This window comes from Frankia sp. CpI1-P (genome assembly GCF_001421075.1).
Lineage (GTDB): Bacteria > Actinomycetota > Actinomycetes > Frankiales > Frankiaceae > Frankia > Frankia torreyi.
In genome coordinates this window covers 37,856-59,895 of the sequence record NZ_LJJX01000041.1, presented here as the reverse complement: position 1 = coordinate 59,895, position 22,040 = coordinate 37,856, and the positions used below count along the sequence as shown (strand labels likewise).

The window sequence follows — 22,040 nt, the reverse complement described above, 5'->3', positions numbered from 1 at the left end:
GNCCGAGTTCTCGTAGACGTAGCCGTCGGTCAGGTCGTTCGTCCAGACGGTGAGTTCCTCGGCGCCGGCGTGCAGATCGACGAGGATGTCGATCCGCCGGTCGGAGAGGTCGACGAGGTCGCGGTCCTCCCCTGGCGCACCCGCCCGGCAGACCTGCACCCCGTTCATCGACACGTCGAGNTGGTCGGGCTCGAAGGCGGCCTGGGTGGTGCCGACCGCGGCGAGGACGCGCCCCCAGTTCGGGTCCTTGCCGTAGAGGGCGCACTTGAGCAGGTTGTTGCGGGCGACGGACCGGCCGACCTCCAGGGCGTCGGACTCGCTCGCGGCCCCGGTGACAGTGATCGCGATGGTCTTCGTGGAGCCCTCGGCGTCGCCGAGCATCTGCTGGGCCAGGTCGTCGCACACCTCGGCGACGAGCCCGGTGAGCTCGGCCTCGGGCAGCGTCACCCCGGAGGCGCCCGAGGCGAGCAGCAGCACGGTGTCGTTGGTGGACAGGCAGCCGTCGGAGTCGACCCGCTCGAACGTGACCCGGGACGCCTGGCGCACCGCCCGGTCGAGGGTCGCGGCGTCGGCGACGGCGTCGGTGGTGACGACGACGAGCATGGTCGCCAGCGACGGGGCCAGCATCGCCGCGCCCTTGCCCATCGCGCCGACGGTCACTCCCGGCGTCGTGGTGGAGCTCCGCACGGCGGTCTTCGCGACGGTGTCGGTGGTGCGGATCGCCTCGGCCGCGTCGTCGCCGCCGGTGCCGGCGAGGTCCGCGACGGCCCTGGTGACCCCGGCGAGCAGGGTGTCCATCGGCAGCCGGACGCCGATCAGCCCGGTGGAGCAGACCGCGACGTCCCCGGCGCCGAGNCCGAGGCCGGCCGCGACGTGCTCGGCCGTGGCATGGGTGTCGGCGAAGCCGGCCGGCCCGGTGCAGGCGTTGGCGCCGCCGGAGTTGAGGACCACGGCGCGCAGCCGGCCGTCGGCGAGGGCCTGGCGGGTCCACAGCACGGGCGCGGCCTGGATCCGGTTGCGGGTGAACACGCCGGCGGCGGCGTCGGACGGCCCGTCGTTCACGACGAGCGCCACGTCCGGACGCCCGGACGGCTTCAACCCGGCCGCGACTCCGGCGGCCCGGAAGCCCTTGGGGGCGGTCACGCTCACCTCGGCCACTCCTGTCTGCTGTCCACGTCTGTGCCGTTCACGTCGCTGTCTGTGCCGTTCACGTCGCTCGCTCGACGACCGGCGGTCGCCTTTACTGCGTATCCCGAGGCGGCGATGTCCGTTTCGTCCCTCTGGATAGGCAAGGAACGTCCGGTCATGGCGCGATGCCCTGCGCGGTCAGGCCCGCGGTCTCGGACAGGCCGAGCATGAGGTTGGCGCACTGCAGCGCCTGGCCGGCCGCGCCCTTGCCGAGGTTGTCGATGGCGGACACGACGATCGCCCGCCCGGACTCGGCGTCGAAGGTGCCCTGCACGTGCACGGCGTTGCCGCCGAGGGTCGCCGCGGCGTGCGGCCAACGCCCGGGCGGCAGCACCCGGACGAACGGCTCGCCCGCGTACGCCGAGCGCAGCGCCTCGTACACGGCGTCGGCGTCGGTGCCGGGGGTGGCCCGCCCGGAGCAGGTCGCGAGGATGCCTCGGGGCAGCGGGGCGAGCACAGGGGTGAACGACAGGCTCACCGCGGTCCCGGCCACGCCGGACAGGGCCTGCACGATCTCCGGACGGTGCTGGTGGGTGCCGACCTTGTACGCGGTGAGGTCGCCCATCACCTCGCTGCCGAGCAGGTTGACCTTGGCCGAACGGCCCGCGCCGGAGGTGCCGCTGGCGGCGACGACGTTGAGGTCCTGCGGTTCGACGAGGCCCGCGGCCAGCAGTGGCGCGAGGGCGAGCGTGGAGGCCGTCGGGTAGCAGCCCGGCGCCGCGACCCGGCGGCTCGCGGCGATCCGCGCGCGCGCCCCGGGCAGCTCGGGCAGGCCGTAGGTCCAGGTGCCGGCGTGCTCGCCGCCGTAGGCGCGTCGCCACGCCTCCGGGTCGGCGAGGCGGTGGTCGGCGCCGAGGTCGACGACGCGCACGGTGCTCGGCAGGGTGGCCGCCACCGCCGCCGACTGCCCGTGCGGCAGAGCGAGGAAGACGACGTCCGCCTCGGCCGCGGCGAGCGTCTCGGCGTCGGTGAAGACGCGGCCGGACAGGTCGGGCAGGTTCGGGTGCACGTCCGTCACGGGCAGGCCGACCGACGTGTTCGCCGCCAGCGCGCCGATCTCGATCTCCGGGTGGGCGAGCAGCAGGCGGAGAAGCTCCCCGCCGCCGTACCCGCTCGCCCCTGCCACTGCTGCGGTCACTCCCATGTGCAAGGTTATACACACGAGCTTATGGGCATGCAACGACATTCGGCGAACGCGGGCGGCGCGGCGGGCAGCGCGGCCGCGTCGGTCGCGGGCGCAGACGTCGGTCCGCGCCCCCTCCGCGCCGGGCGTCGACCGCCTGACCTGGCGGTTGACCTCACGTTGACGCTGAAGGTACCGCGCCCTCCCATCCTGGGCCGCACATATCACGCACTGTCCTCGGACGATGCACGGCAGTGAGGAGCGGCGGATGGTGATCGCGATCGGCTATGTCGCGTTGGTGATCGTCCTGTGGATCGGCACGTGGGCCGCGTGGCGGGCGGCCCAGCGCGGCGCACCCGCGCCCGCCCCCGACCGGGTCGGCATGGGAGCGGGCGACGCCGGGCGAGACGGCACCGACGGGGACGGCACGAGAAGGGGGCGCGCCGCGACTCGCCTGACCGCACCCAGATCGGTCGTCGACCGCTTCGGACTCGACGCCGACGGCCTGGGACCGCGGCCGGAGCAGGCCGAGGAGCTGGCCCTGCTCGACGGCGGCCCGGATCTGGCGGCGCTGGTCGCGGTGGTCGCGCTCAACGAATCGGAAGCCGTGGGGCCGGGCGCCACCCCGGGGACCGTGATCTCCCGTCGCCCCGCGGTCTGCGCGGATCAGGATCTGCGNTGCGCCATCCACCAGGAGATCGACGCGCACGGCGGGCGCCGCATCGCCGAGCTCGGTCGGTGGCTCGCCGGCACCCCCGCGCTGGCCGCGACGCGCCAGCGGCTGTGCGAGGAGGGGCTCCTGCCCACCGTCCGGCAGAAGCGGGTGCTGCGCTGGTGCCGGGCCGCCGCGCTGGCCCTGTTCGTCGGCGGGATCATCCTGCTGGTGGCGGACGTCGGCTCGCCCGACGGCAGCGCCGTCTTCGTGCTGTCGCTCGGCGAGGTCGGCGCCCTCGTTCTCGGCGTCCGCCTCCAGACGCCGCAGACCACCGCGGCCGGGTGGGCGGTGGCGGTCGAGGCCCGGCGGCGCCTGCCCGGACTGGCCGGCGGCGGTCTGCCGGGGCAGCATGCGCTCGCGGTCGCGCTGTTCGGACCGGAGGCGCTCGGCGGCGCCGACCGGAAACTGGCCACCGAGCTCGGGCTGCTCGCGCCCGCCGTTCGGCCGCGACCCCGAGGCACCGCCCGATCGAGAAGAAGCCTCGACACCACCTCGAGTGGCGGCTGCGGCGGCGGGGGTAGTTGCGGCGGAGGGGGTAGCTGCGGCGGGGGATGCGGCGGCGGAGGGTGCGGCGGCGGGGGTTGTGGAGGCGGGGGGTGATGGCCCGGCTCCGACCGTCCCGACCGACTTCGCCGCTGCCACCCGGGTTGGGGGTGGGCTGGCGCCCGCCCCTCGCCGCCGCGATCGCCGAGCGTGGCGACCTGGCGTTCGTCGAACTGATCGCGGAGAGCGTCGACCCCGACCGGCCGTTGCCGGTCGCCCTGACCGAGCTGGACGTGCCGATGGTGCCGCACGGCGTCCGGCTGTCGCTGGGGGGCAGCGAGCCGCTGGACCGCNCCCGCGTCGACCGGTTCGTCCGTGTCGCGCAGCGTCTGGACGCCCCACTGGTCAGCGAGCACGCCGCGTTCGTCCGGGCCGGCGGGGTCGAGGCCGGGCACCTGCTGCCGGTGCCGCGTACCCGCGCGGCGCTGCGGGTGCTGGCGCGCAACATCCGGTCGCTGAGCGCGGAGCTGTCCGTTCCGCTCGCGGTGGAGAACCCGGCGGCGCTGCTGCGCTGGCCCGACGACGAGCTGGACTCCGCGGCGTTCCTCACCGAGCTGGCCGAGCAGACCGGGGTGATGCTGCTGCTCGACGTCGCCAACCTGTACGGCGACGTGGTCAACCACGGCACCGATCCCGACCGGTTCCTGGCCGCCATCCCCTGGGAACGGGTCGCCTACCTGCACGTCGCCGGCGGCGTCACCGCCGGCGGCCTGTACCACGACTCGCACGCCCACCCGGTTCGCCCACAGGTCCTCGAGCTGCTGCGCACCGCCGTCGACCACTGGCCGGGCCCGCTGCCCTGCCTGCTGGAACGGGACACCCACCTGCCGCCGGTGGCCGAGTTCCATGCCGAGCTCGACGCGGTCACCCGCGCCGCGGGCCTGACCCGCGCGACGATCAGCACAGCGATCAGCACAGCGATCAGCACGACGACCGGCGCGGCGGCGAGCGGGGCGGGATCGGTGCCGGGATCCGGGACGGGGGCCGGGAGGGGATCCGAGACGGGGGCCGCCCGCGCGGGTCTGGAGCCGGCCGACGCGCGGGCCGACGGGGAGCTACTTGCCGGGCAGATCGCACTGGTCCGGGCGCTCACGGCGGGAGACGGCCCACCGCCCGGTTTCGCCACGGACCGGATCGAGGCGACCCGCGCGGCATTGATCGACAAGCGCCGGTCGGTAGTGGTCGAGCACTGGCCCGCGTTGGCGCGGACCCCCGGCTTCCGCGCCGGGTTCGCGGCCGTCGCCGCGTGGCTCCCACCGACGACGACCTGGGCAGACGCCCACGCGTACGCCCGGGAGCACTACGACATGCTCGATGTCGACGCCCGCGCGGAGCTGCTCGTGGCGTGCACGGCCGGCCGGCGCTTCGCCCTGGCGTGCAGCCGACCGGGCCGCCTTCCGGCGTGCCTGCGCGGCCCCGGCACGGACCGATTCCTCGGTGGAGGTGGTTCCGGGGCCGATACCCCTCCCGCGGCGGACCGCGACGAACCGGTCCCGGCCGGGGCGGGAAAACGCGGCGGGCTGCTCGTCTTGATCCGGCTGCCCCTGGTGGGGCTGCTCGTCCTCGGCCGGCGCGGGCACGGCTAGACCCGGCGGCCGCCAGGACCAGGACCAGTGATCATGATGTTCCCTGCGGAACCGTCGCGTCCTTCTGCTACCAGTTGCGTGCGGAACCGTGATCGTGCCGAGGCTTGGTCGCGATTGCGGGCGCAGAACCGTGAGTATGCCTCGGCACGATCTGGCCGCCATCCGGCCGAAAACCTGCCTGCCTATGCGCGTAGGGCGGCGCCGGTGCGCTGCGCGGCGAGTTCGACGGCCGCGTCGCGCACCGCGTTCGCCTCGGCGGCGGTCAGCGTCCGGTCCCCCGCCCGCAGGCGCAGACCGAAGGCGAGTGAGCGCTGCCCGGCGCCGACCTGGGCGCCCTCGAACACGTCGAAGAGGGTCAGCGACTCCAGCAGGTCGCCGGCGCCCTCGCGCAGGGCCTCGGTCACCTCGGCGACCGGCACCCGGCTCGGGACGACGAGCGCCACGTCCCGGTCCGCCGGCGGGTAGGTGGAGATCACCGGCGCGACGACCGGCGGCGCCGCCGTCGCGGCCTCGACGAGGACGTCGAGGCTGAGCTCCATCGCGACGGTGCGCGGCGGCAGGCCGGCGTCGCCGAGCACCCGCGGGTGCAGTTCCCCGGCGAAGCCGACGAGGCGGCCGCCGACGGTCAGCTCCGCGCAGCGGCCGGGATGCCACGGCATGGTGTCACCGGCCGTGACGGTCAGCGTGAGCCCGACCGCCTCGGCGACGACATGCGCGGCGTCGACGGCGTCCGCCCAGTCCGCCTCGCGGCCCGGCGTCGACCAGCCGGTCGGCTCGCGGCGACCGGTGAGCAGCGCCGCGACGTGACGGTCCTGCCCGGGCAGGACCGAGTCCAGCGCGGCGATCTCCTCCGCGGACGGACGGCGGTCCACCGGCGGCGTCGGCACCCGCACCGGCGCGCCGGGCTGCTCCCGGAAGACCCGACCGACCTCGAACAGGGCCAGGTCCTGCTGGCCCCGGCCGATGTTGCGCACCGCGGCGGCGATCAGCCCGGACAGCAGGGTCGTGCGCAGGTAGGCGGCGTCCTCGGCGATCGGGTTGGCGACCCGGACCGCCAGGCGCCGCTTGTCGTCCGCGACCAGGCTGAGCGCGTCGGCGGCGTCCGCGGCCACGAACGGCAGGGTCAGCACCTCGGCCAGGCCGGCGTACGCCAGCGCCCGGCCCACCGCCCGGTGCATCCGCTGCGCCGGGGTCAGGCCGCGGCCGGCGGGCAGCAGCGGCAGGGTCACCGGGATCGTGTCGTACCCCTCCAACCGCATGATCTCCTCGACGAGATCCGCGGGCCGGGTCAGGTCGGGCCGCCACGACGGCGGCGTGACGACGAGGACATCACCACCGACGACGGTGGTGGTGACCCCACCGACGGTGGTGGCGCCGGTGACATCCGTGGTGAAGTCGGTGATGTCCGAGGTGGCACTGGCGGCGACCACGCAGCCGACGTCGGCGAGGCGGCGGCGGACGACCTCGGCGGAGTACGGCCGGCCGGCGAGCCGCTCGGGCTCGTGCAGGGACAGCAGCACGGGCGCCGCAGTCGGTCGGTGGTCGAGGTCGGTCACCCCCGGAGCGGGGCGGGCGCCGGCGAGCTCGACGAGCAGGTCGACGGCCGTCGCCGCCGCGACCGGGGCGAGCGCCGGGTCCACGCCGCGCTCGAAGCGCCGCGCGGCCTCCGAGGACAGCCGGTGGCGCCGCGCGGTGCGGGCGACGCTGATCGGGTCGAAGTGCGCGGCCTCCAGCACGATGTCGGTCGTCTGCGCGGAGATCTCCGTGTTCGCGCCGCCCATCACCCCGGCCAGCGCGATCGGGCCGGTGTCGTCCGCGATGACCAGGTCCTCGGGGTCGAGGATGCGCTCGACCCCGTCGAGGGTGCGCAGCGTCTCCCCCGCCTCGGCCCGGCGCACGATGATGGCGCCGGTGAGCTTCGCCCGGTCGAAGGCGTGCAGCGGCTGGCCGAGCCCGAGCAGCACGGCGTTGGTGACGTCGACGGGCACGGAGATCGGCCGCATCCCGGCCAACGACAGCCGCCGGGACCAGCCCAGCGGCGTGCGGGCCGCAGGGTCGACGCCGGTGACCACCCGGGCGACGTACCGGTCGCAGCCCGCGGTGTCCTCGACGACGACCGGATACGCCTCCCCGGCCGCACTCTCCCCGGCCGCGACCTGCCCGGCCTCGACCTGCCCGGCCTCGACCTGCCCGGACCGTGGGACGCCCGGGTCGGTGAAGGGCAGCGCGAAGGCGGTCGCCGCCTCCCGGGCGATGCCCCGCACCGACAGCGCGTAGCCGCGGTCGGGGGTGACGGCGATGTCGAGGATCTCGTCGACGAGATCGAGCAGCTCGGTGACGTCGGCGCCGATCGGGGCCGACGGCGGGAGCACGAGGATGCCGTCGTGATCCTCGCCGAGGCCCAGCTCCCGGGCGGAGCAGATCATCCCGTCGCTGACATGGCCGTAGGTCTTGCGGGCGGTGATGGCGAACCCGCCGGGCAGCACCGCGCCGGGCAGCGCGACGGCCACCCGGTCGCCGACGGCGAAGTTGTGCGCGCCGCAGATGACCCCCCGCACACCGAGACCCGACGACTCGCCGGCCGGCTGCGGGNCCACGCGGACCTGACACCAGCGGACGTCCTTCTTCTTCGTCTCCACGATCTCGAAGTCGACGATCTCCCCGACGACGACGCCGGAGACATCGCCCCCGACGCCGCGCAGCCCCTCGACCTCGAAACCGGCGCGGATCAGCGCGTCGGCGACCGCCCGGGTGGGCGGCAGCCCCTCGACGTACTCCCGCAGCCAGGACATCACGATCAGCATCTGCTCAGACCTCGATTCCGAACGGGAGGCTGAACCGGACGTCACCGTCGACGAAGTCGCGGATCTCCCGGACGTCATGCCTGATCATCGCGGCCCGTTCCAGGCCCATGCCGAAGGCGAAGCCGCTGTAGCGGGTCGGGTCGACCCCGGTGGCCCGCAGCACGTTCGGATCGACCATGCCGCAGCCGCCGATCTCGATCCAGCCCTCGTCCGAGCAGACCCGGCAGGGTTGGCGGGCCGCCTCGCCGCGGCAGGCGAAGCACTGCACGTCCAGCTCGGCGGACGGCTCGGTGAACGGGAAGAACGACGGGCGCAGCCGCGTCGACAACCCGGAGCCGAACAGCGCCTGCGCGAAGACCTCCAGCGTGCCGCGCAGGTCGGCCATGGTGATGCCCTCGTCGACGGCGAGCCCTTCGAGCTGGCCGAACACCGGCGAGTGGGTGGCGTCGATGGTGTCGTTGCGGTACGTCCGCCCCGGGCACACGACGTACACCGGCAGCGGCCGGTCGAGCAGGGCCCGGACCTGCACCGGCGAGGTGTGGGTACGCAGCACCCGGCCGGAGGCGGTGGGCTCGACGTAGAGGGTGTCGTGCTCGCTGCGGGCCGGATGGTCGGGGGCCATGTTCAGGGCCTCGAAGTTGAACCAGTCGTGTTCGATCTCGGGTCCCTCGGCGACCTCGTAGCCCATGGCGACGAACACGTCGACGAGCCGGTCGGACAGCGAGGACAGNGGGTGGCGGGCGCCGCGGCGACGGCGCGCCACGGGCAGGGTGACGTCGACGCGCTCCTCGCGCAGCACCCGGGCGTCGCGTTCGGCGGTCAGCTCGGCCAGGCGCGTGTCGTAGGCGGCCTGGACCTCGGCGCGGGCGGCGTTGTGCCGACGGCCGGCGTCGGCACGCTCCTCGCGCGGCAGCGCACCGAGCTCCCGGCGGGCCAGCACCAACGGGGCGGCGGCGCCGTGGACGTGGGCGGTGCGGGCGGCGGCCAGCGCGTCGAGGTCGGTGGCGGCGCGGATCGACTCCCGGGCCGCGGCGACGGCCGCGGCGAGCTGGTCGGGGTCGAGGGCGTGGACCCGGGACGGGTCGACAGTCTCTCCAGGGGCGGGCACGGTGCTCATCCTCGTATCGTTTCGCTGGGCATGAGGTCGCCCGGCCGGAGTGATCGCCCGGCCCGGAAGGGGCCCGGCGGGCGATGGAGGCCGGGAGGCAGCCGCGGCGGCGGCGCGGTCCGCGCTCGATGCCGCCCGTCGGCTGCCCGGGGCGCCCGCCGGTCGATCGTGACGCTCGGCCTCAGCCGAACACCGGACCGCCGGCGGGCACGAAAAATCGGAATTCGGCGCCGCCGCCCGCGGCCCGGCCGACCGAGATGGTGCCCCCATGCGCCTCGATCAGTGCCTTGGCGATGTAGAGCCCGAGACCGGTGCCGTTGCCGCGGCTGGCACCGCGCCAGAACTTCGTGAACACGCGCGCGGCGTTCGATTCGGACACGCCTTCGCCCTCGTCGGCCACGCTCACCTCCGTGCCGGTGTCGCTGCCGCGCAGCAGCACCGTCACAGTACCCGCGCCGTGGCGCAGCGCGTTGTCGACCAGGTTGTGGAGCACCTGCTCCATCTTGTCCGGATCGACCCACATCTCGNGCAGCTCGCCCTCCTCGCGGACGTTGAACCGCTCGGCGCCCGCCGCCCCGGCGGCGATCTTGCCGTCGACCACCGAGCGCACCCGGCTGGGCAGGTCGACGATCTGCTTGCGGACCTGGATGCGGCCCGAGTCGATGCGGGAGACGTCGAGCACCTCGGCGAGCAGGCGGGTGACCCGGTCGGCGTCGGTGTTGACCGTGTTCAGCATGAGCTTCTTCTGCTCGTCGGTGAACCGGTCCCACTTGGCCAGCAGCGTCGCCGTGAAGCCCTTCACGCTGGTCAGCGGCGAGCGCAGCTCGTGGGCGACGGTGGNGACCAGGTCCGCCCGGTTGCGCTCCAGCCGCTCCCGACTCAGCGTGTCGCGCAGCGACAGCGAGACCCGGGCCAGCCGACCCGCGACCCGAGTGAAGCGGACGGTGACGTGAAAGTCGCGATCGTGCACCGGACCGGCATAGGTCAGCCGTCGCTCGGGCTGCCCGATGACCCTCGGCAGCTCCCGGCTGAGCGCGGAGCACTCCCACCAGTCGTTGCCGCGCTCGTCCAGCAGCGGGAGCACCTCGGTGAGGTGCCGGCCGACCGCGGCCGGCACGGGCACGCCGATCAGGCGGACCGCGGCCCGGTTGAAGACCTCGACCGTGCCGGCGGCGTCGGTGACGACGACCGCATCGGGCAGCAGATCGAACGCGGCCGCGGGCAGTGGCCCGTCCAGCGCGGCCGAGCCGGCGCCGTCGCCGCCGTCGGCCTCGGCGGGGTCCGCCGGTACGCCGTGATCCTGCACGGGCTCGTCGTCAGCAGTCATGGCCTCGCCTGATGCCGGGGCGGCGGTGGTGGGCAAGCCGGCCGAGCCGCCCGCCGGGGGAACGGTTGCACCGGCGGGAGCCGGCGGCTGCTGCGTGGTCGGCGCCTGTTCGGATGTCGATGCGACGGTGTTCACCACCGCCGACCACCTCCTCCGGTGCCGTCAGTACCGGACCTACCCGTTCTCTGCGCCCGCGCCGATGCGTATAGGCACAGGGCGGACGCAACCGCAAGATTCAGGGACTCGGCCTGACCGTACACCGGTACCCGCAACGCCGCGTCCGCGGCGGCCAGACCGGCGGGATCGAGACCGTGCGCCTCGTTGCCGAACAACCAGGCAGTGGGCCCGTCGAGCTCGCCGGCGTCCACCGCGGTGTCGAGATCACGCCGCGCGGAACCCGAGGTCGCGACGATCCGGCACCCCCGTGCGCGCAACCCCGCCACCACGTCGGCGAGCGTCGGTTCGACGATCACCGGGAGGTGGAAGTGGCTACCGGCCGACGACCGCACGCACTTCCCGCCGAACGGGTCGACGCCGCCGCCGGTGAACACCACCGCGTCCGCCCCGGCCGCGTCCGCGCTGCGAATCACGGTGCCGGCGTTGCCCGGATCGTTCGCGCCCACGCACACCGCCACCAGTCGGGGTGCGGCCAGGTCGACGAGCCGGTGACCCGGCAGGGCGGCGACGGCGACGAGCCCCTGGGGGGTGACCGTCTCGGACAGCGCCGCCGCGGCCTCGTCCGTCACGAGCCGGACGGGCACCGCGGCGGCGCGCAGCAGATCGTCGTGACGGCCCGCCGCCGACACGCCCACGAACACCTCGAGCAGGCCGCCCGCGGCGACGGCCGCGCCGACGGCCTGCGCCCCCTCGACGAGGAAGCGGCCCTGCTCCCGGCGCTCCGCCGGGCGCCGCAGGCGCCGGGCGGCACCGACCCGAGCCGACCGCAGCCCGGCGACCGGCCCACGATCGGGCGGCGGGAGCACGCGGGCGGCGGGCACGGGTCGGCGTCGCGACGGGCTCAGGCGGCGGTCGGCTCCGGCGCCGCCGCCAGGGCCGCCCGGGCCACCTCGACCAGAGCGGTGAAGGCCGCGGCGTCGTTGACCGCCAGATCGGCGAGGATCTTGCGGTCCACCTCCACGCCGGACAGCTTCAGACCCTGCACGAAGCGGTTGTACGTCATGCCGTTGGCGCGCGCCGCAGCGTTGATCCGAGTGATCCACAACTGCCGGAAGTCGCCCTTGCGCGCGCGACGGTCCCGGTAGGAGTAGGTCATCGAGTGGAGCATCTGCTCCTTGGCCTTGCGGTAGAGCCGCGAGCGCTGNCCCCGGTAGCCGCTGGCCTGTTCGAGGACCGTACGGCGCTTCTTCTGGGCGTTGACCGCCCGCTTCACGCGTGCCATGAGGGCACCTGTCTCCTTCGTTCGGGTGCATCNGGCCGGCCGGACCGGGATCGATCACCGCGCAGGGCGCGCCGGTGTCACCGGGGCCGGATTCGTCAGCGGGGCGCGCTCAGCGGGCGAGAAGGCGCTTGATTCGGCCTGCGTCCGCCTTCGTCAGCGGCTCCACGCCGGCCAGCCGGCGGGTGCGGCGGCTGGACTTGTGCTCCAGCAGGTGGCGGCGGTTGGCCTTCTGGCGCACCACCTTGCCGGAGCCGGTGATCCGGAACCGCTTGCTCGCGCCGCTGTGGGACTTCTGTTTGGGCATGTCGACATCCTGACGGTTTACGGGGGGTGGTCGAGCGGTCGGCGCGGTGAGGTCCGGACGGTGGGGACACCACCGCGCGGACCCACCGACGTCGGGTCAGACGTGGCCAGCCGGTTCCGGCAGCCGCTGCGGCTTGGAACCCTTGTGCGGGGCCATCACCATCGTCATGTTCCGGCCGTCCTGCTTGGGCTGGGCCTCCACGTAGCCGAGGTCGNCCACGTCGGCGGACAGCCGCTGGAGCAGGCGGATGCCAAGCTCCGGCCGGGACTGCTCCCGACCGCGGAACATGATGGTGATCTTTACCTTGTCACCGGCTCGCAGGAACCGCACGACGTGACCCTTCTTGGTCTCGTAGTCGTGCGGATCGATCTTCGGCCGCAGCTTCATTTCCTTGATGACGGTCTGGACCTGGTTCTTCCGAGCTTCCCGACGCTTCTGGTCGGACTCGTACTTGAACTTTCCAAAGTCCATCAGCTTGCAGACCGGAGGGCGAGCGGTCGGCGCGACCTCCACGAGGTCGAGATCGGCCTCCTGCGCCATGCGCATAGCCTCGCCGATCGCAACGATGCCGATCTGCTCGCCTTCCGCGCCGACGAGGCGTACCTCGGGGACGCGGATCCGGTCATTGATACGGGACTCTGTGCTGATGTGTTCCTCCGTTGCTCGACGCGCGGGCGTGACCTCACCGCAGCGGAGCACCGAGCCTGGCCGCACCAGGCTCCCGGCCGACAACCGCGGGAACGGCTCGGCCGACCGGCGACCCGGCTGCCGTGGCCACGGCCCGGAACTCGGGCCGGTCGACACTCTGACACCCCGTGGAGGCGGCGCCAGTCGGCAACATCGGGTGGAGGGCGAACCCCCGCTTGGTCCTGCCGGACAGGCTCCGTGCCCTCGCCAGGGCCGTCACGAACGACGGCACCATCGGATGGGTGGAACCAACCGGCAATCGGTCTGAGGCCAAGAGTAGCACCACACCGCCGGGCAGGACGATCACGGCGGCGACCGGCCGCCCCGAACGGGCGCGGCGACCGCGATCCGCGAGCCGACAGACAGGGACGATCCGGGCGACGGCCGGCCCGCGGGGAGCGATCCGCCCCGCGACCCGGACCCGCGCGGCCGCGGGGTGGCTCAGCGGGGCGGCCGCCACCCCCAGCGCCGCTCGGAGCGCAGGCCACGGCCCAGGAGCCGACGCACCGCCCGAGCCTGTCCCGACCCGACCAGCAGCACCGCCACCGCGCGCGCGGCCGCGGGTTCGGGGGCGCCGAGCTGGCCAGCCCCACCCGCCGGGCTCGTCGAGGCCGTCGAGGCCGTCGGAGCCGTCGAGGCCGAGCCGCTGGTTGCGGAAGCCGTCGCCAGGAGCTGGGACAGTCGACGGGCGATCGACTCCCCCGTCGCGGGCGTGTCCCCCACCGAGCCGTGGACCGCGACGGCGAGCACGGGTCGCGGCGCCGTCGCGCCGGGCTCCACCAGTTCGGCCGGCCAGGCCTCGACCCGTTCCGTGATCGCCCGCAGGGCCACCCGCACTCGGGGACGGGCCAGCGGTCCGTCGGGGGCTGCCGGCCGCCGCAGCGCCGTCAGGGCGATGTCGACGGACGGATCCGTCCGCCCCACGCCCACCGGCGCATCCCCACCACCGGCGACATCCGCACGATCGGCCCCACCCGCACGATCGACCGCACCCGCACGATCGACGGCGACCGCGCGGTCGGCTCGATCGGCATCGGCGGCGGCATCCGGACCGACCGGGATGTCCGCGCCGCCGGGACCGACCTCCAGGCTGGTCGGGTACGGACCGGCGACGTCGATCACCACCGAGTCGAGGCCGAGGCGGACCGCCTCCGCCCAGGCGTCCGGGGCGGCCACCGGCACGGGGCGGGCGGCCCCACGCCAGGCGGCGAGCGTCGCCACGCTCGAGAAGATCGGCAGCGCGGTGGCACCGGACGGGGTGCGCAGAGTGGCCAGCGCCATCTCACTGGTCTTGTCGGCGCCGGTGGTGGCGTCGGCCGAGGTGAGCATGGCCTCGATCGCGACGAAGACCCGGGCGCGGCGCAGGGCGGCGGTCAGGGCGGCAGGATCGACGCGACCGGTCGAGCCGCCGGCGGCGAGCACCCGGACGAGGGCCTCGTCGGCCGCCCCGTCGTCTCCCTGCCCGGCCGGAGTCAGCAGATGGCGTGCCATTCCCCGCAGCCTAAACGCCGCAGCGCCGGGCGGCCCCGCGGCCGCCGGTGCCGGACCGGCCTGCAGCCGCCCCCCATCACCGCCCCGCCGCCGGGACCACCCGGGGCCGGCGGTGGGTGCGTCAGGCCCCCGAGGGCCAGGCAGCGATGCGAGCCTGTGGATCGGCGGCGGCGAGAGCGGGGCGGGCGAGGGCCGCCGCCGGCTGGGAACCGGGCAGCGGGGCGGTGGCGACCGCACCGGCGAGACGCTGGAAGGCGAACCGGGTCCGCCTGCGCAGGCGGAACCAGTTGATCGGCCGGCTGTCGGCCAGCGCCGCGTCGAACGGCACNGGCACCGTCATGTACGCCCGATCCTCGAGATGGTCCAGGCGCATCCGGGCGCCGCGGCTGAGCCGGGACGGGTAGGTCTCCACGATGGCGACGATGACGGTGGCGACGAGGTCACCGCGGCCGGCCGCGGTGAGCGCGGTCAGCGCGTCGTCCGCACCCGCGATCTCCGCCTCCCCGGCGCGGACGGTCAGCACGAGCAGGTCCGCGCGGGCGAGCAGGGTGGCGGGGACCGGCTGGTTCCAGCCCGGCGGCGCGTCCGCGACGACGGCCGGGTACCAGTGGCCGAGCAGGTCCAACGCCCAGGCCAGCTCCTCGGGCAGCAGGCCGGGGCCGGCAAGGTCGCGCATCCCGGCCAGCACCTCCAGCCCCCCCGACCCGTCGGAGGCCAGGAAACGGCGGACGTCCTCGAGGGAGGAGACCGGCGGGCGGGCGCCGGCCAGTTCCCGCAGGCCGACCCCCGGGGGCATGAGGCCGACCCGGTGCGCGAGCAGCCCGCACTGGTCCGGGGAGGCGTCGACGGCGACGACCCGGTGGCCATGGTGCGCAGCCATCGCCAGGCCCAGCCCGGCGGCCACGGTCGTCCGTCCGCCGCCGCCGCCGAACCCGCCGATCAGTACACGCCGGCCCCCGGCCCGCGGACGCTGGTAGACCAGGCCGTCGGCGCCCACCGGCGCCGCGCTCGCCGCCGTGGCGGGCGCGGGCTGCGGGACGGCTCCAGCTGCCCGAGGCGCGATGACCGCACCCGCCGGTCGGACCGGCGCCGCGGGAACCCGCCGGACCGGCATGTTCGGCGGGGGTGGGGGAAGCGCGGGCGCTGTGGAGATCGGCTCCGCCCACGGGCCGGCGGCGGCGGACGCCTCGGCGGCCCGCCAGGAGGCGCCGGCGGCCGGATCGGCCGCGGCGCCGTCACCGAACCCGGCGATGTCATCACTTCGAGTCGCATCGCGAGTCGGGGTGGCACCGCCGGTCGGGGGGAACAGACCGGTCCGGGTCGGGTCCGGGGTGTGGCCCTGGGACGTCTGGCCCTGGGACGTCTGGGCCTGAGGCGGCTGGACCTGAGGCGGCTGGACCTGAGGCGGCTGGGCTGGCATGAGGGCCGCGCCCGGGCGGGTGACGTCGAAACGGCTCATCTCGCCCCGGTGCAGGGGCGCGGACTCCGCGGTCGCGGTCGCGGGCGGGGGCGGGTCGGGCACGCCCGGCGCCGATGGGCTTTCCTCCGGCACCTGCCAGGGCGCGGCGGGGTTGGTGGACGAGGGCAGCGGCGGAAGCTCCGGCCCGACGGGGGCCGCAGCCGGGTAGAGGGGGGCCGCAGGGGGGACGGCGGCCGGGCCGTACTCGGCTCCGGAGGGGCCGAACAGCGGGTCGGCCGGCCGATACAAATAGGCAGGGGCCGGCAGGTCGGCCGGCGATGCCGGTGTGACGTCCGGATACGGCAGGGGCAGCGCGGCCCGGGACGGCTCGATGGGCACGGGCCCGGCCGAGGCCGGGTCGATCTGCGTGGGGCGGGGCGCTCCCGCCCACGGATGACCGGGTTGTTCGGCGGCGGAGCCGCCGTCGGCATCTTCGGGGCGATCCGGTCTTGAGGCGGCGGGTGCGGCACCCGGCGGGAGGAGCGAGCCCGCCGCGGGCACGAGAACCGTCATGCTGCCCCAGCTCTCACCGGGCGGCGGAACCGCGGGAGGCGGCGGAATCGTGAGAGACGGGGGAACCGTGGGAGGCGGCGGAGCTGTGGGAGGCGGCGGGGAGACGTTCGGCGGCAGCACCGTGGCACTGGGCGGCGGAGGTACCGGAAGGAACGGGACGACCCCGCCAGCAGCGCCGACGGGCGGCGCAGCGTCCGTCCCCGGCGGGAGGACCAGGCCACCGGGGGCCGGCGCGGCGGCGGGGCGGCCGGTGGCCCCGGCCGGTGTCGCGGCCTCGCCGGACGGCGACGGGTGGGCCGGGACGGCGAGGTCGGGCGTCCACCCGGACGGGCCTGGGGCCGGCGCGCCGAGACCCCAGCCCGGCCGGTCCGGGGACGTCGCCGGGGGTCCGTCGGTCGCGGTCGGCCAGCCGCCGCCGATCGTGGGTGCCCAGCCACCGGCCGGCGGGATCGGATCGCCGGTGCCGGTGCCGGTGCCGGTGCCGGTGGCCGGAAGCGGCGGAAGCGGCGGAAGCGGCGGACCATCCGTGGTGGACGCGGCCGCCTCCCCGCCGTCGGACGGCGCAGGGTATGGCGACCACGGGGGCAGCGGAGGCGGTGAGGTCCGATCCGCGAAGGGGCGGACCTCCGGCGAACGGGCGGGCGGGGAGGTCCGATCGACGGGCGGCCGGGTCTGCGGGGGCCGGGTCTGCCCGAGTCGGGCGGCCGTCGAGGCGGGAGGGGACGGCAGGGGACCAGGCGCGCGATCTCCGGGCAGCCCCCCGGGCGTCCCACCGGGAAGCCCACTGCCGGGCTCGCCCCGCGGCACGCCGGGACGCGTCCGGGTGGGGCGCCGGGTGACCAGGGCGTTGCGCGGCGACTGCGGCTCGGTCAGGCGCAGGCCGAGCAGGGAGATCGGGCGGGCATCCCCGCCGCCCGCGCCGGGGGCCTCCTGATCGGCGGACCGGGCCGAGACGTCGAGGCCGTCCCGGTCGGCCCCGGACGGATCGACCGGCGCCGCGGTGTCGTCATCGTCCCGGCTCCCACCATGACCCGCCATCCGTGCCACCCCGCCCCCATCTCCGGACCGACTCCGCTGGACGACACCGGAGCGCGAGGCAACCGCTACGGCGTGGCATCACGGTCTCGCGTCACCCACTGCCCCGACAAGAGCTCCGAGATGATCCAGATAGCCGGAAACAGACCCACGAGCAGCGAACACACCACCGGCACACTCGATCCACTCCGAATCGCCATGCGATGNCAACACCATACCGAGGCCATGTCACCGGGACGGATCGGGCTCGTACCGTCCGTGCGACATGAGGATGCGGACGGCCACCGCCCCCAGCGGGGACGGTGGCCGGATGGCACTCGGCGACGCCGGCGGGAGGTCAGCCGGCGGGGTCAGCCGCTGCGGTCAGCTCGCAAGGGCCAGCTCGCGCAGCACCGCTGCGGTGTCGAGGGCGGCCAGCGTCGCCTCCCGACCCTTGTCCTCGCTGGAGTCGGGCAGCCCGGCCCGGTCACGGGCCTGCTCGACCGTGTCGCAGGTGAGCACGCCGAAGCCGACGGGGACCCGGGCGTCAAGGGTGACCCGGGCCAGCCCCGCGGTGACGAACTGGCAGACGTAGTCGAAGTGCGGCGTGCCGCCGCGGATGACCACGCCGAGGGCGACGACCGCGTCGTGCCGCTGGGCCAGCGCCGCGGCGACGACGGGCAGCTCGACCGCACCGGAGACCCGCACGACGGTCGGCGCCGTCGCGAGCCCGGTGTCCTTGGCCGCGTGCAGCGCCCCGGCCAGCAGCGCATCGGTGATCTCGGCATGCCAGCGGGTGGCGACGATCGCCAGCCGCAGCCCGGCCACCGGCGGGAGCACCTCCTGCGGCGCGCCGAAGCCGCTCACAGACCCTCTCCGTCGGTGAGATCCACGCCGGCCGAAGAGCTGCCGCCGCCACCCGGGACGGCGGCGCAACCGGAGGTCGCGGGTACCCGCGCGGGGCTCGACGCCCAACGGCCACCGGCCGGCTCGTCCTCTCCGACGGCGCGGGGCAGCCCGGGCAGGACGTGGCCCATCCGGTCCCGCTTGGTCGTCAGGTAACGCAGGTTCTCCGGGGTCTGGGTGACCGGCATGCCGAGGAGCTCGACGATGCGCAGCCCGTAGCCCTCCAGGCCGGCCCGCTTCGTCGGGTTGTTCGACAGCAGCCGCAGGCCACGCACCCCGAGGTCGACGAGGATCTGCGCGCCGGTGCCGTAGTCGCGGGCGTCGGCGGGCAGGCCGAGCGCGAGGTTGGCGTCCACGGTGTCGTGACCGGCGTCCTGGAGCTGGTAGGCCCGCAGCTTGTGCATCAGGCCGATGCCGCGGCCCTCGTGGCCCCGCACGTAGAGGACCACCCCGCGACCCTCGGCCGCGATCATCCGCAGGGCGGCGTCGAGCTGGGTGCCGCAGTCGCAGCGCCGCGAGCCGAACACGTCGCCGGTGAGGCATTCGCTGTGCACCCGGACGAGGACGTCCTCGCCGTCGCCCAGCTCGCCGCGGATCAACGCGATGTGCTCCACCCCGTCGAGGGTGTTGCGGNAGCCGACGGCGCGGAAGGTGCCGTAACTGGTCGGGATCGTCGCCTCGGCGACCCGCACCACCTGCTTCTCCGTCCGCCGGCGGTAGGCGATGAGGTCGGCGATGGAGATCAGCAGCAGGCCGTGTTCGCGGGCGAACGCGGCGAGTTCGGGAAGGCGCGCCATCGTCCCGTCGTCGTTGACGATCTCGCAGATGGTGCCGGCCGGGCGCAGTCCGGCGAGCCGGGCCAGGTCGACGGCCGCTTCGGTGTGGCCCGGCCGCCGCAGCACGCCGCCGTCCTTGGCCCGCAGCGGGAAGATGTGCCCCGGCCGGCTCAGGTCGCCCGGAACCGTGTCGGGGTCGGCGAGCAGCCGGATCGTGCGGGCCCGGTCGGCGGCGGAGATGCCGGTGGAGACGCCCTCGCGGGCGTCGACGGTGATGGTGAACGCCGTGCCCATCCGCTCGGTGTTGTGCGGGACCATCTGGTCGAGCTCGAGCCGGTCGGTGTCGACGGCGTCCATCGGCACGCAGATCACCCCGGAGGTGTAGCGCGTCATGAACGCGACGAGCTCGGGGGTGGCCGCCTCGGCGGCGAAGATCAGATCGCCCTCGTTCTCCCGGTCGGCGTCGTCGACGACGACGAGCGGCCGGCCGGCGGCGATCTCTGCGATGGCGTCCTCGATGGAGGCGAACGTCACGTCAACGTCGCCGTCGCCGGTCGCCGGGCCGGCGTCGGACGTCCCGGTGACGGCCGTGGGCAGGACGGGGACGGGCGGGGCGGGGATGGCCGTCGAGGGGGCGCCGGCCGCGGATGTGGTCATCGGGACAGTCCGTTCGGGTCGATGGTGCCGGCATGCAGCTTCTCGACGTACTTGGCCAGCACGTCGACCTCGATGTTGACCCGGGCACCCGGTGCGCGGCGGCCGAGCGTGGTCAGGTCGAGGGTGGTGGGGATCAGGCTGACCGTGAACGTCGCCGGGGAGTCACCCCCGGCCGGGGTGACCTCGACGACGGTCAGGCTGACGCCGTCGACCGTCACCGAGCCCTTCTCCACGAGATAGCGGTCGAGGCCGGCGGGAAGGGCGATGCGGACGACCTCCCAGTGCTCGTCGGCCTGCCGGTCGACGACGACGCCGACGCCGTCGACGTGCCCCTGGACCAGATGGCCGCCGAGGCGGTCGGCCAGCCGGACGGGCCGTTCGAGGTTCACCGGATCACCGACGGCGAGCTCGCCGAGGGAGGACCGCACGAGGGTTTCGCGCATCACGTCAGCCGTAAACGTCGCGGACGCCGCGATTGTGCCGGCAGGCCCCGCACGACCGGCGCCCCCGGCCGGCACGCCGCCGCCCGGATCGGCGGTAGCCAGATCAGCGGTAGCCAGATCAGTGCCAGCCGGATCGGAGCCGGCCCGCTGGAAGGAGGTCACCGTGAGACACACGCCGTTGACGGCGATGGAAGCGCCGTGGGTCGCGTCCGCCAATACGGTCTGACAGGCAATGGTGAGCGCCGCCGACTCCGGCCGCGCATCCACCGCAGCCACCACGCCGAGCTCTTCAACGATGCCGGTGAACATCCGACTCGCGCCCTTCGGTCCCGGGCACCGCTCCCCGGTTTCGGGGAGTTGCCACGCGGGNCCTGTCGGCATGCGCACGCCGACGCGCGCCCGCGGACGGNGACGGCCACCCACGGACACTGGGCCCGCGCGCGTCCTCCCATCCGGACTTTGACCGTCGGTCCCGGAATTCCACCGGATCAGCCGTCCCAGTACCTGCGGACGGGTCGCGGACTATCACCGCCGGCTCGGAGTTTCACCGACCCCGGAGCGCGCGTGCTGCTGGTTGTACTGCCCCCAAGTCTGACATACGAAGCGGCCACACGCCGCACCCGGCGATGTGACCGAGGTCATGCCTGCCGGTCAAACACCAGGTCGGATGCGCCCCCGCGGCCCTCAGCCGAGCGGGAGGTGGCTGTTGACCGCGCGGACGTCCGCGGCGAGCGCCGGGATCTCGACCACCTCGACGCCGGCCGCGGCCAGCCGTTCGGCGCCGTCGCAGTCGACGAACAGCGACGGCTCGCGCCAGGCGAACACCACCCGGCCGATGCCGGCGGCGAGGATGAGCTCCGTGCAGGTCCGCGGCCGCGACGCCCGGGCGCTGCACGGCTCCAACGAGCTGTACACCGTCGCCCCCGCCGGATCGACGCCGGCACCGGCGTCGGCACCGGCGGCACCGGGGTCGGCACCGGCGGCCCGACCGGCACCGGCGGCCCGACCGCTGCGGGCGGCCGGCGAGTCGGTGCGCGCGGCGAGGCGGCGCAGCGCGACCTCCTCGGCGTGGTCGTGCGGTTCCTCCGCCCGGGAGTAGCCGTCGGCCAGCAGGGTTCCGTCGGCCGCCACGATCAGCGCGCCGACCGAGAACGCCGTGGACGACGGCGGGCAGCGACGCCCGAGCTCGACCGCGCGGGCCAGCCAGTACCGGTCCCCGACGTGCCCTGGGGGCGGACCACCGGGAGGCGGCGAGCCGGGCGTCGTCACGCCGGGTCGCCGACCGATCGGGAGGCCGGCGGGGTCAGCCGGGGGGCGACCCGCAGTGCCTGGGCGCGCAGCTTCTCGACGGCCTCGCCGGGATCGTCGGCGCCGAAGACCGCCGTGCCGGCGACGAAGACGTCGACCCCGGCGGCCGCGGCCTGCTCGACGGTGTCCTCGTTGACCCCGCCGTCGATCTGCAGCCACAGGTCCAGGCCGCGGTCGTCGATCAGGCGGCGAGCCNCCTCGATCTTCGGCAGCACCTCGGTCATGAACTTCTGACCCCCGAAACCGGGCTCGATCGTCATCAGCAGCAGCAGGTCGAAGCGGTGCAGGTCGTCGAGGTAGCGCTCAACCGGGGTGTTCGGCTTCACGGCGAGGCCGGTGCGGGCGCCGGCGGCCCGGATCGCCGCGGTCGTCCGCGGCAGGTCGGACACGGCCTCGGCGTGAATGGTCACGTTCGCCGCGCCGCGCTCGGCGTAGTCGGCGGCCCAGCGGTCCGGGTTGTCGATCATGAGATGGCAGTCGAGCGGAGTCTGCGTCGTCGACCGCAACGCCGTCACCACGTCCGGGGAGAACGCCAGGTTCGGGACGAAGTGGTAGTCCATGACGTCGACGTGCAGCCAGTCGGCTCGACCCTCGACCGCGAGGGCGGCGTCGGCCAGTCGGCCGAAGTCCGCGGCGAGCAGGCTGGGATAGATCTGTGCGGTTGCCACCCCGCGAGACTATCGACCGAA

Annotated in this window: 15 protein-coding genes, 14 pseudogenes and 1 riboswitch; of the genes and pseudogenes, 4 read left to right on the top strand and 25 right to left on the bottom strand. The window is 74.9% G+C overall.

Going from position 1 to position 22,040, the window contains the following annotated elements:
* Positions 1-2 precede the first annotated feature (2 nt).
* From FF86_RS55560 to argC, 4 genes and pseudogenes are all read right to left on the bottom strand, one after another.
* Positions 3-180: pseudogene (locus FF86_RS55560) on the bottom strand (bifunctional ornithine acetyltransferase/N-acetylglutamate synthase); the annotation flags it as partial.
* Position 181: 1 nt separating this feature from the next.
* A pseudogene (locus tag FF86_RS55555) lies at positions 182-855 on the bottom strand (bifunctional ornithine acetyltransferase/N-acetylglutamate synthase); the annotation flags it as partial.
* Position 856: 1 nt separating this feature from the next.
* A partial coding sequence (locus tag FF86_RS55550; protein ID WP_304438169.1) for a bifunctional ornithine acetyltransferase/N-acetylglutamate synthase occupies positions 857-1,149 on the bottom strand: 293 nt, incomplete at its 3' end.
* 154 nt (positions 1,150-1,303) lie between these two features.
* The gene (gene argC, locus FF86_RS23080) at positions 1,304-2,332 is read right to left on the bottom strand and encodes an N-acetyl-gamma-glutamyl-phosphate reductase (RefSeq protein WP_044886915.1); all 1,029 of its coding nucleotides are present in this window, start codon (positions 2,330-2,332) and stop codon (positions 1,304-1,306) included.
* Between the two features lie 223 nt (positions 2,333-2,555).
* Here argC and FF86_RS67770 point away from each other — a divergent pair.
* From FF86_RS67770 to FF86_RS55535, 4 genes and pseudogenes are all read left to right on the top strand, one after another.
* Positions 2,556-2,989: pseudogene (locus FF86_RS67770) on the top strand (hypothetical protein); the annotation flags it as partial.
* A 1-nt stretch (position 2,990) separates the two neighbouring features.
* Positions 2,991-3,626: TIGR04222 domain-containing membrane protein (locus FF86_RS55545; protein WP_242419335.1), on the top strand; the 636-nt coding region annotated here is incomplete at its 5' end.
* Positions 3,578-3,862: pseudogene (locus FF86_RS55540) on the top strand (DUF692 family multinuclear iron-containing protein); the annotation flags it as partial. The gene FF86_RS55545 and the pseudogene FF86_RS55540, both read left to right, overlap by 49 nt.
* 1 nt (position 3,863) lies before the next feature.
* A partial coding sequence (locus tag FF86_RS55535; protein ID WP_242419334.1) for a DUF692 domain-containing protein occupies positions 3,864-5,155 on the top strand: 1,292 nt, incomplete at its 5' end.
* 182 nt (positions 5,156-5,337) lie between these two features.
* On the opposite strand, the pseudogene FF86_RS23065 reads toward FF86_RS55535, so the two are convergent.
* The 21 genes and pseudogenes from FF86_RS23065 to FF86_RS22995 form a co-directional block, all read right to left on the bottom strand.
* Positions 5,338-7,747 (bottom strand): annotated as a pseudogene (locus FF86_RS23065) (phenylalanine--tRNA ligase subunit beta); the annotation flags it as partial.
* Between the two features lies 1 nt (position 7,748).
* The coding region (locus FF86_RS55530) for a hypothetical protein (protein ID WP_242419333.1) at positions 7,749-7,959 on the bottom strand (211 nt) is incomplete at its 3' end.
* A 4-nt stretch (positions 7,960-7,963) separates the two neighbouring features.
* A pseudogene (gene pheS / locus FF86_RS23060) lies at positions 7,964-8,689 on the bottom strand (phenylalanine--tRNA ligase subunit alpha); the annotation flags it as partial.
* Position 8,690: 1 nt separating this feature from the next.
* A pseudogene (locus FF86_RS67765) lies at positions 8,691-9,337 on the bottom strand (hypothetical protein); the annotation flags it as partial.
* Positions 9,249-9,594 (bottom strand): annotated as a pseudogene (locus FF86_RS55520) (sensor histidine kinase); the annotation flags it as partial. The pseudogenes FF86_RS55520 and FF86_RS67765, both read right to left, overlap by 89 nt.
* A gap of 1 nt (position 9,595) precedes the next feature.
* A pseudogene (locus FF86_RS55515) lies at positions 9,596-9,907 on the bottom strand (sensor histidine kinase); the annotation flags it as partial.
* 1 nt (position 9,908) lies between these two features.
* The coding region (locus tag FF86_RS55510) for a PAS domain-containing protein (RefSeq protein ID WP_242419332.1) at positions 9,909-10,394 on the bottom strand (486 nt) is incomplete at its 3' end.
* 131 nt (positions 10,395-10,525) lie between these two features.
* Complete coding sequence (locus FF86_RS23050; protein WP_044886912.1) at positions 10,526-11,392, bottom strand: RNA methyltransferase; 867 nt, start codon at positions 11,390-11,392, stop codon at positions 10,526-10,528.
* A gap of 20 nt (positions 11,393-11,412) precedes the next feature.
* A pseudogene (gene rplT / locus FF86_RS23045) lies at positions 11,413-11,715 on the bottom strand (50S ribosomal protein L20); the annotation flags it as partial.
* Between the two features lies 1 nt (position 11,716).
* Positions 11,717-11,793, bottom strand: a pseudogene (locus FF86_RS55505) (50S ribosomal protein L20); the annotation flags it as partial.
* Positions 11,794-11,902: 109 nt separating this feature from the next.
* Positions 11,903-12,097, bottom strand: a complete 195-nt coding sequence (rpmI, locus tag FF86_RS23040; protein ID WP_011606309.1) for a 50S ribosomal protein L35 — start codon at positions 12,095-12,097, stop codon at positions 11,903-11,905.
* 96 nt (positions 12,098-12,193) lie between these two features.
* A pseudogene (locus FF86_RS55500) lies at positions 12,194-12,311 on the bottom strand (translation initiation factor IF-3); the annotation flags it as partial.
* A gap of 1 nt (position 12,312) precedes the next feature.
* Positions 12,313-12,745 (bottom strand): translation initiation factor IF-3 (gene infC / locus FF86_RS23035; protein WP_396230028.1); only part of this gene is annotated, 433 nt, incomplete at its 3' end.
* 480 nt (positions 12,746-13,225) lie between these two features.
* Positions 13,226-14,275, bottom strand: a complete 1,050-nt coding sequence (locus tag FF86_RS23025) for an SseB family protein (RefSeq protein WP_044886910.1) — start codon at positions 14,273-14,275, stop codon at positions 13,226-13,228.
* Positions 14,276-17,645: 3,370 nt separating this feature from the next.
* A complete protein-coding gene (gene ribH, locus FF86_RS23015; protein ID WP_044886909.1) occupies positions 17,646-18,128 on the bottom strand; it encodes a 6,7-dimethyl-8-ribityllumazine synthase in 483 nt (160 codons plus the stop codon).
* Positions 18,125-18,800: pseudogene (gene ribA / locus FF86_RS55495) on the bottom strand (GTP cyclohydrolase II); the annotation flags it as partial. The pseudogene ribA and the gene ribH, both read right to left, overlap by 4 nt.
* 1 nt (position 18,801) lies before the next feature.
* Positions 18,802-19,600 (bottom strand): 3,4-dihydroxy-2-butanone-4-phosphate synthase (ribB, locus tag FF86_RS55490; RefSeq protein ID WP_242419331.1); only part of this gene is annotated, 799 nt, incomplete at its 3' end.
* The gene (locus FF86_RS23005; protein WP_044886907.1) at positions 19,597-20,352 is read right to left on the bottom strand and encodes a riboflavin synthase; all 756 of its coding nucleotides are present in this window, start codon (positions 20,350-20,352) and stop codon (positions 19,597-19,599) included. The genes FF86_RS23005 and ribB, both read right to left, overlap by 4 nt.
* A gap of 127 nt (positions 20,353-20,479) precedes the next feature.
* Positions 20,480-20,609: riboswitch (FMN riboswitch) on the bottom strand.
* A gap of 118 nt (positions 20,610-20,727) precedes the next feature.
* A complete protein-coding gene (locus tag FF86_RS23000) occupies positions 20,728-21,312 on the bottom strand; it encodes a dCMP deaminase (RefSeq protein ID WP_044886906.1) in 585 nt (194 codons plus the stop codon).
* Positions 21,309-21,546, bottom strand: a pseudogene (locus tag FF86_RS55485) (ribulose-phosphate 3-epimerase); the annotation flags it as partial. The pseudogene FF86_RS55485 and the gene FF86_RS23000, both read right to left, overlap by 4 nt.
* A gap of 1 nt (position 21,547) precedes the next feature.
* A partial coding sequence (locus FF86_RS22995) for a ribulose-phosphate 3-epimerase (protein ID WP_242419330.1) occupies positions 21,548-22,019 on the bottom strand: 472 nt, incomplete at its 3' end.
* Positions 22,020-22,040 lie beyond the last annotated feature (21 nt).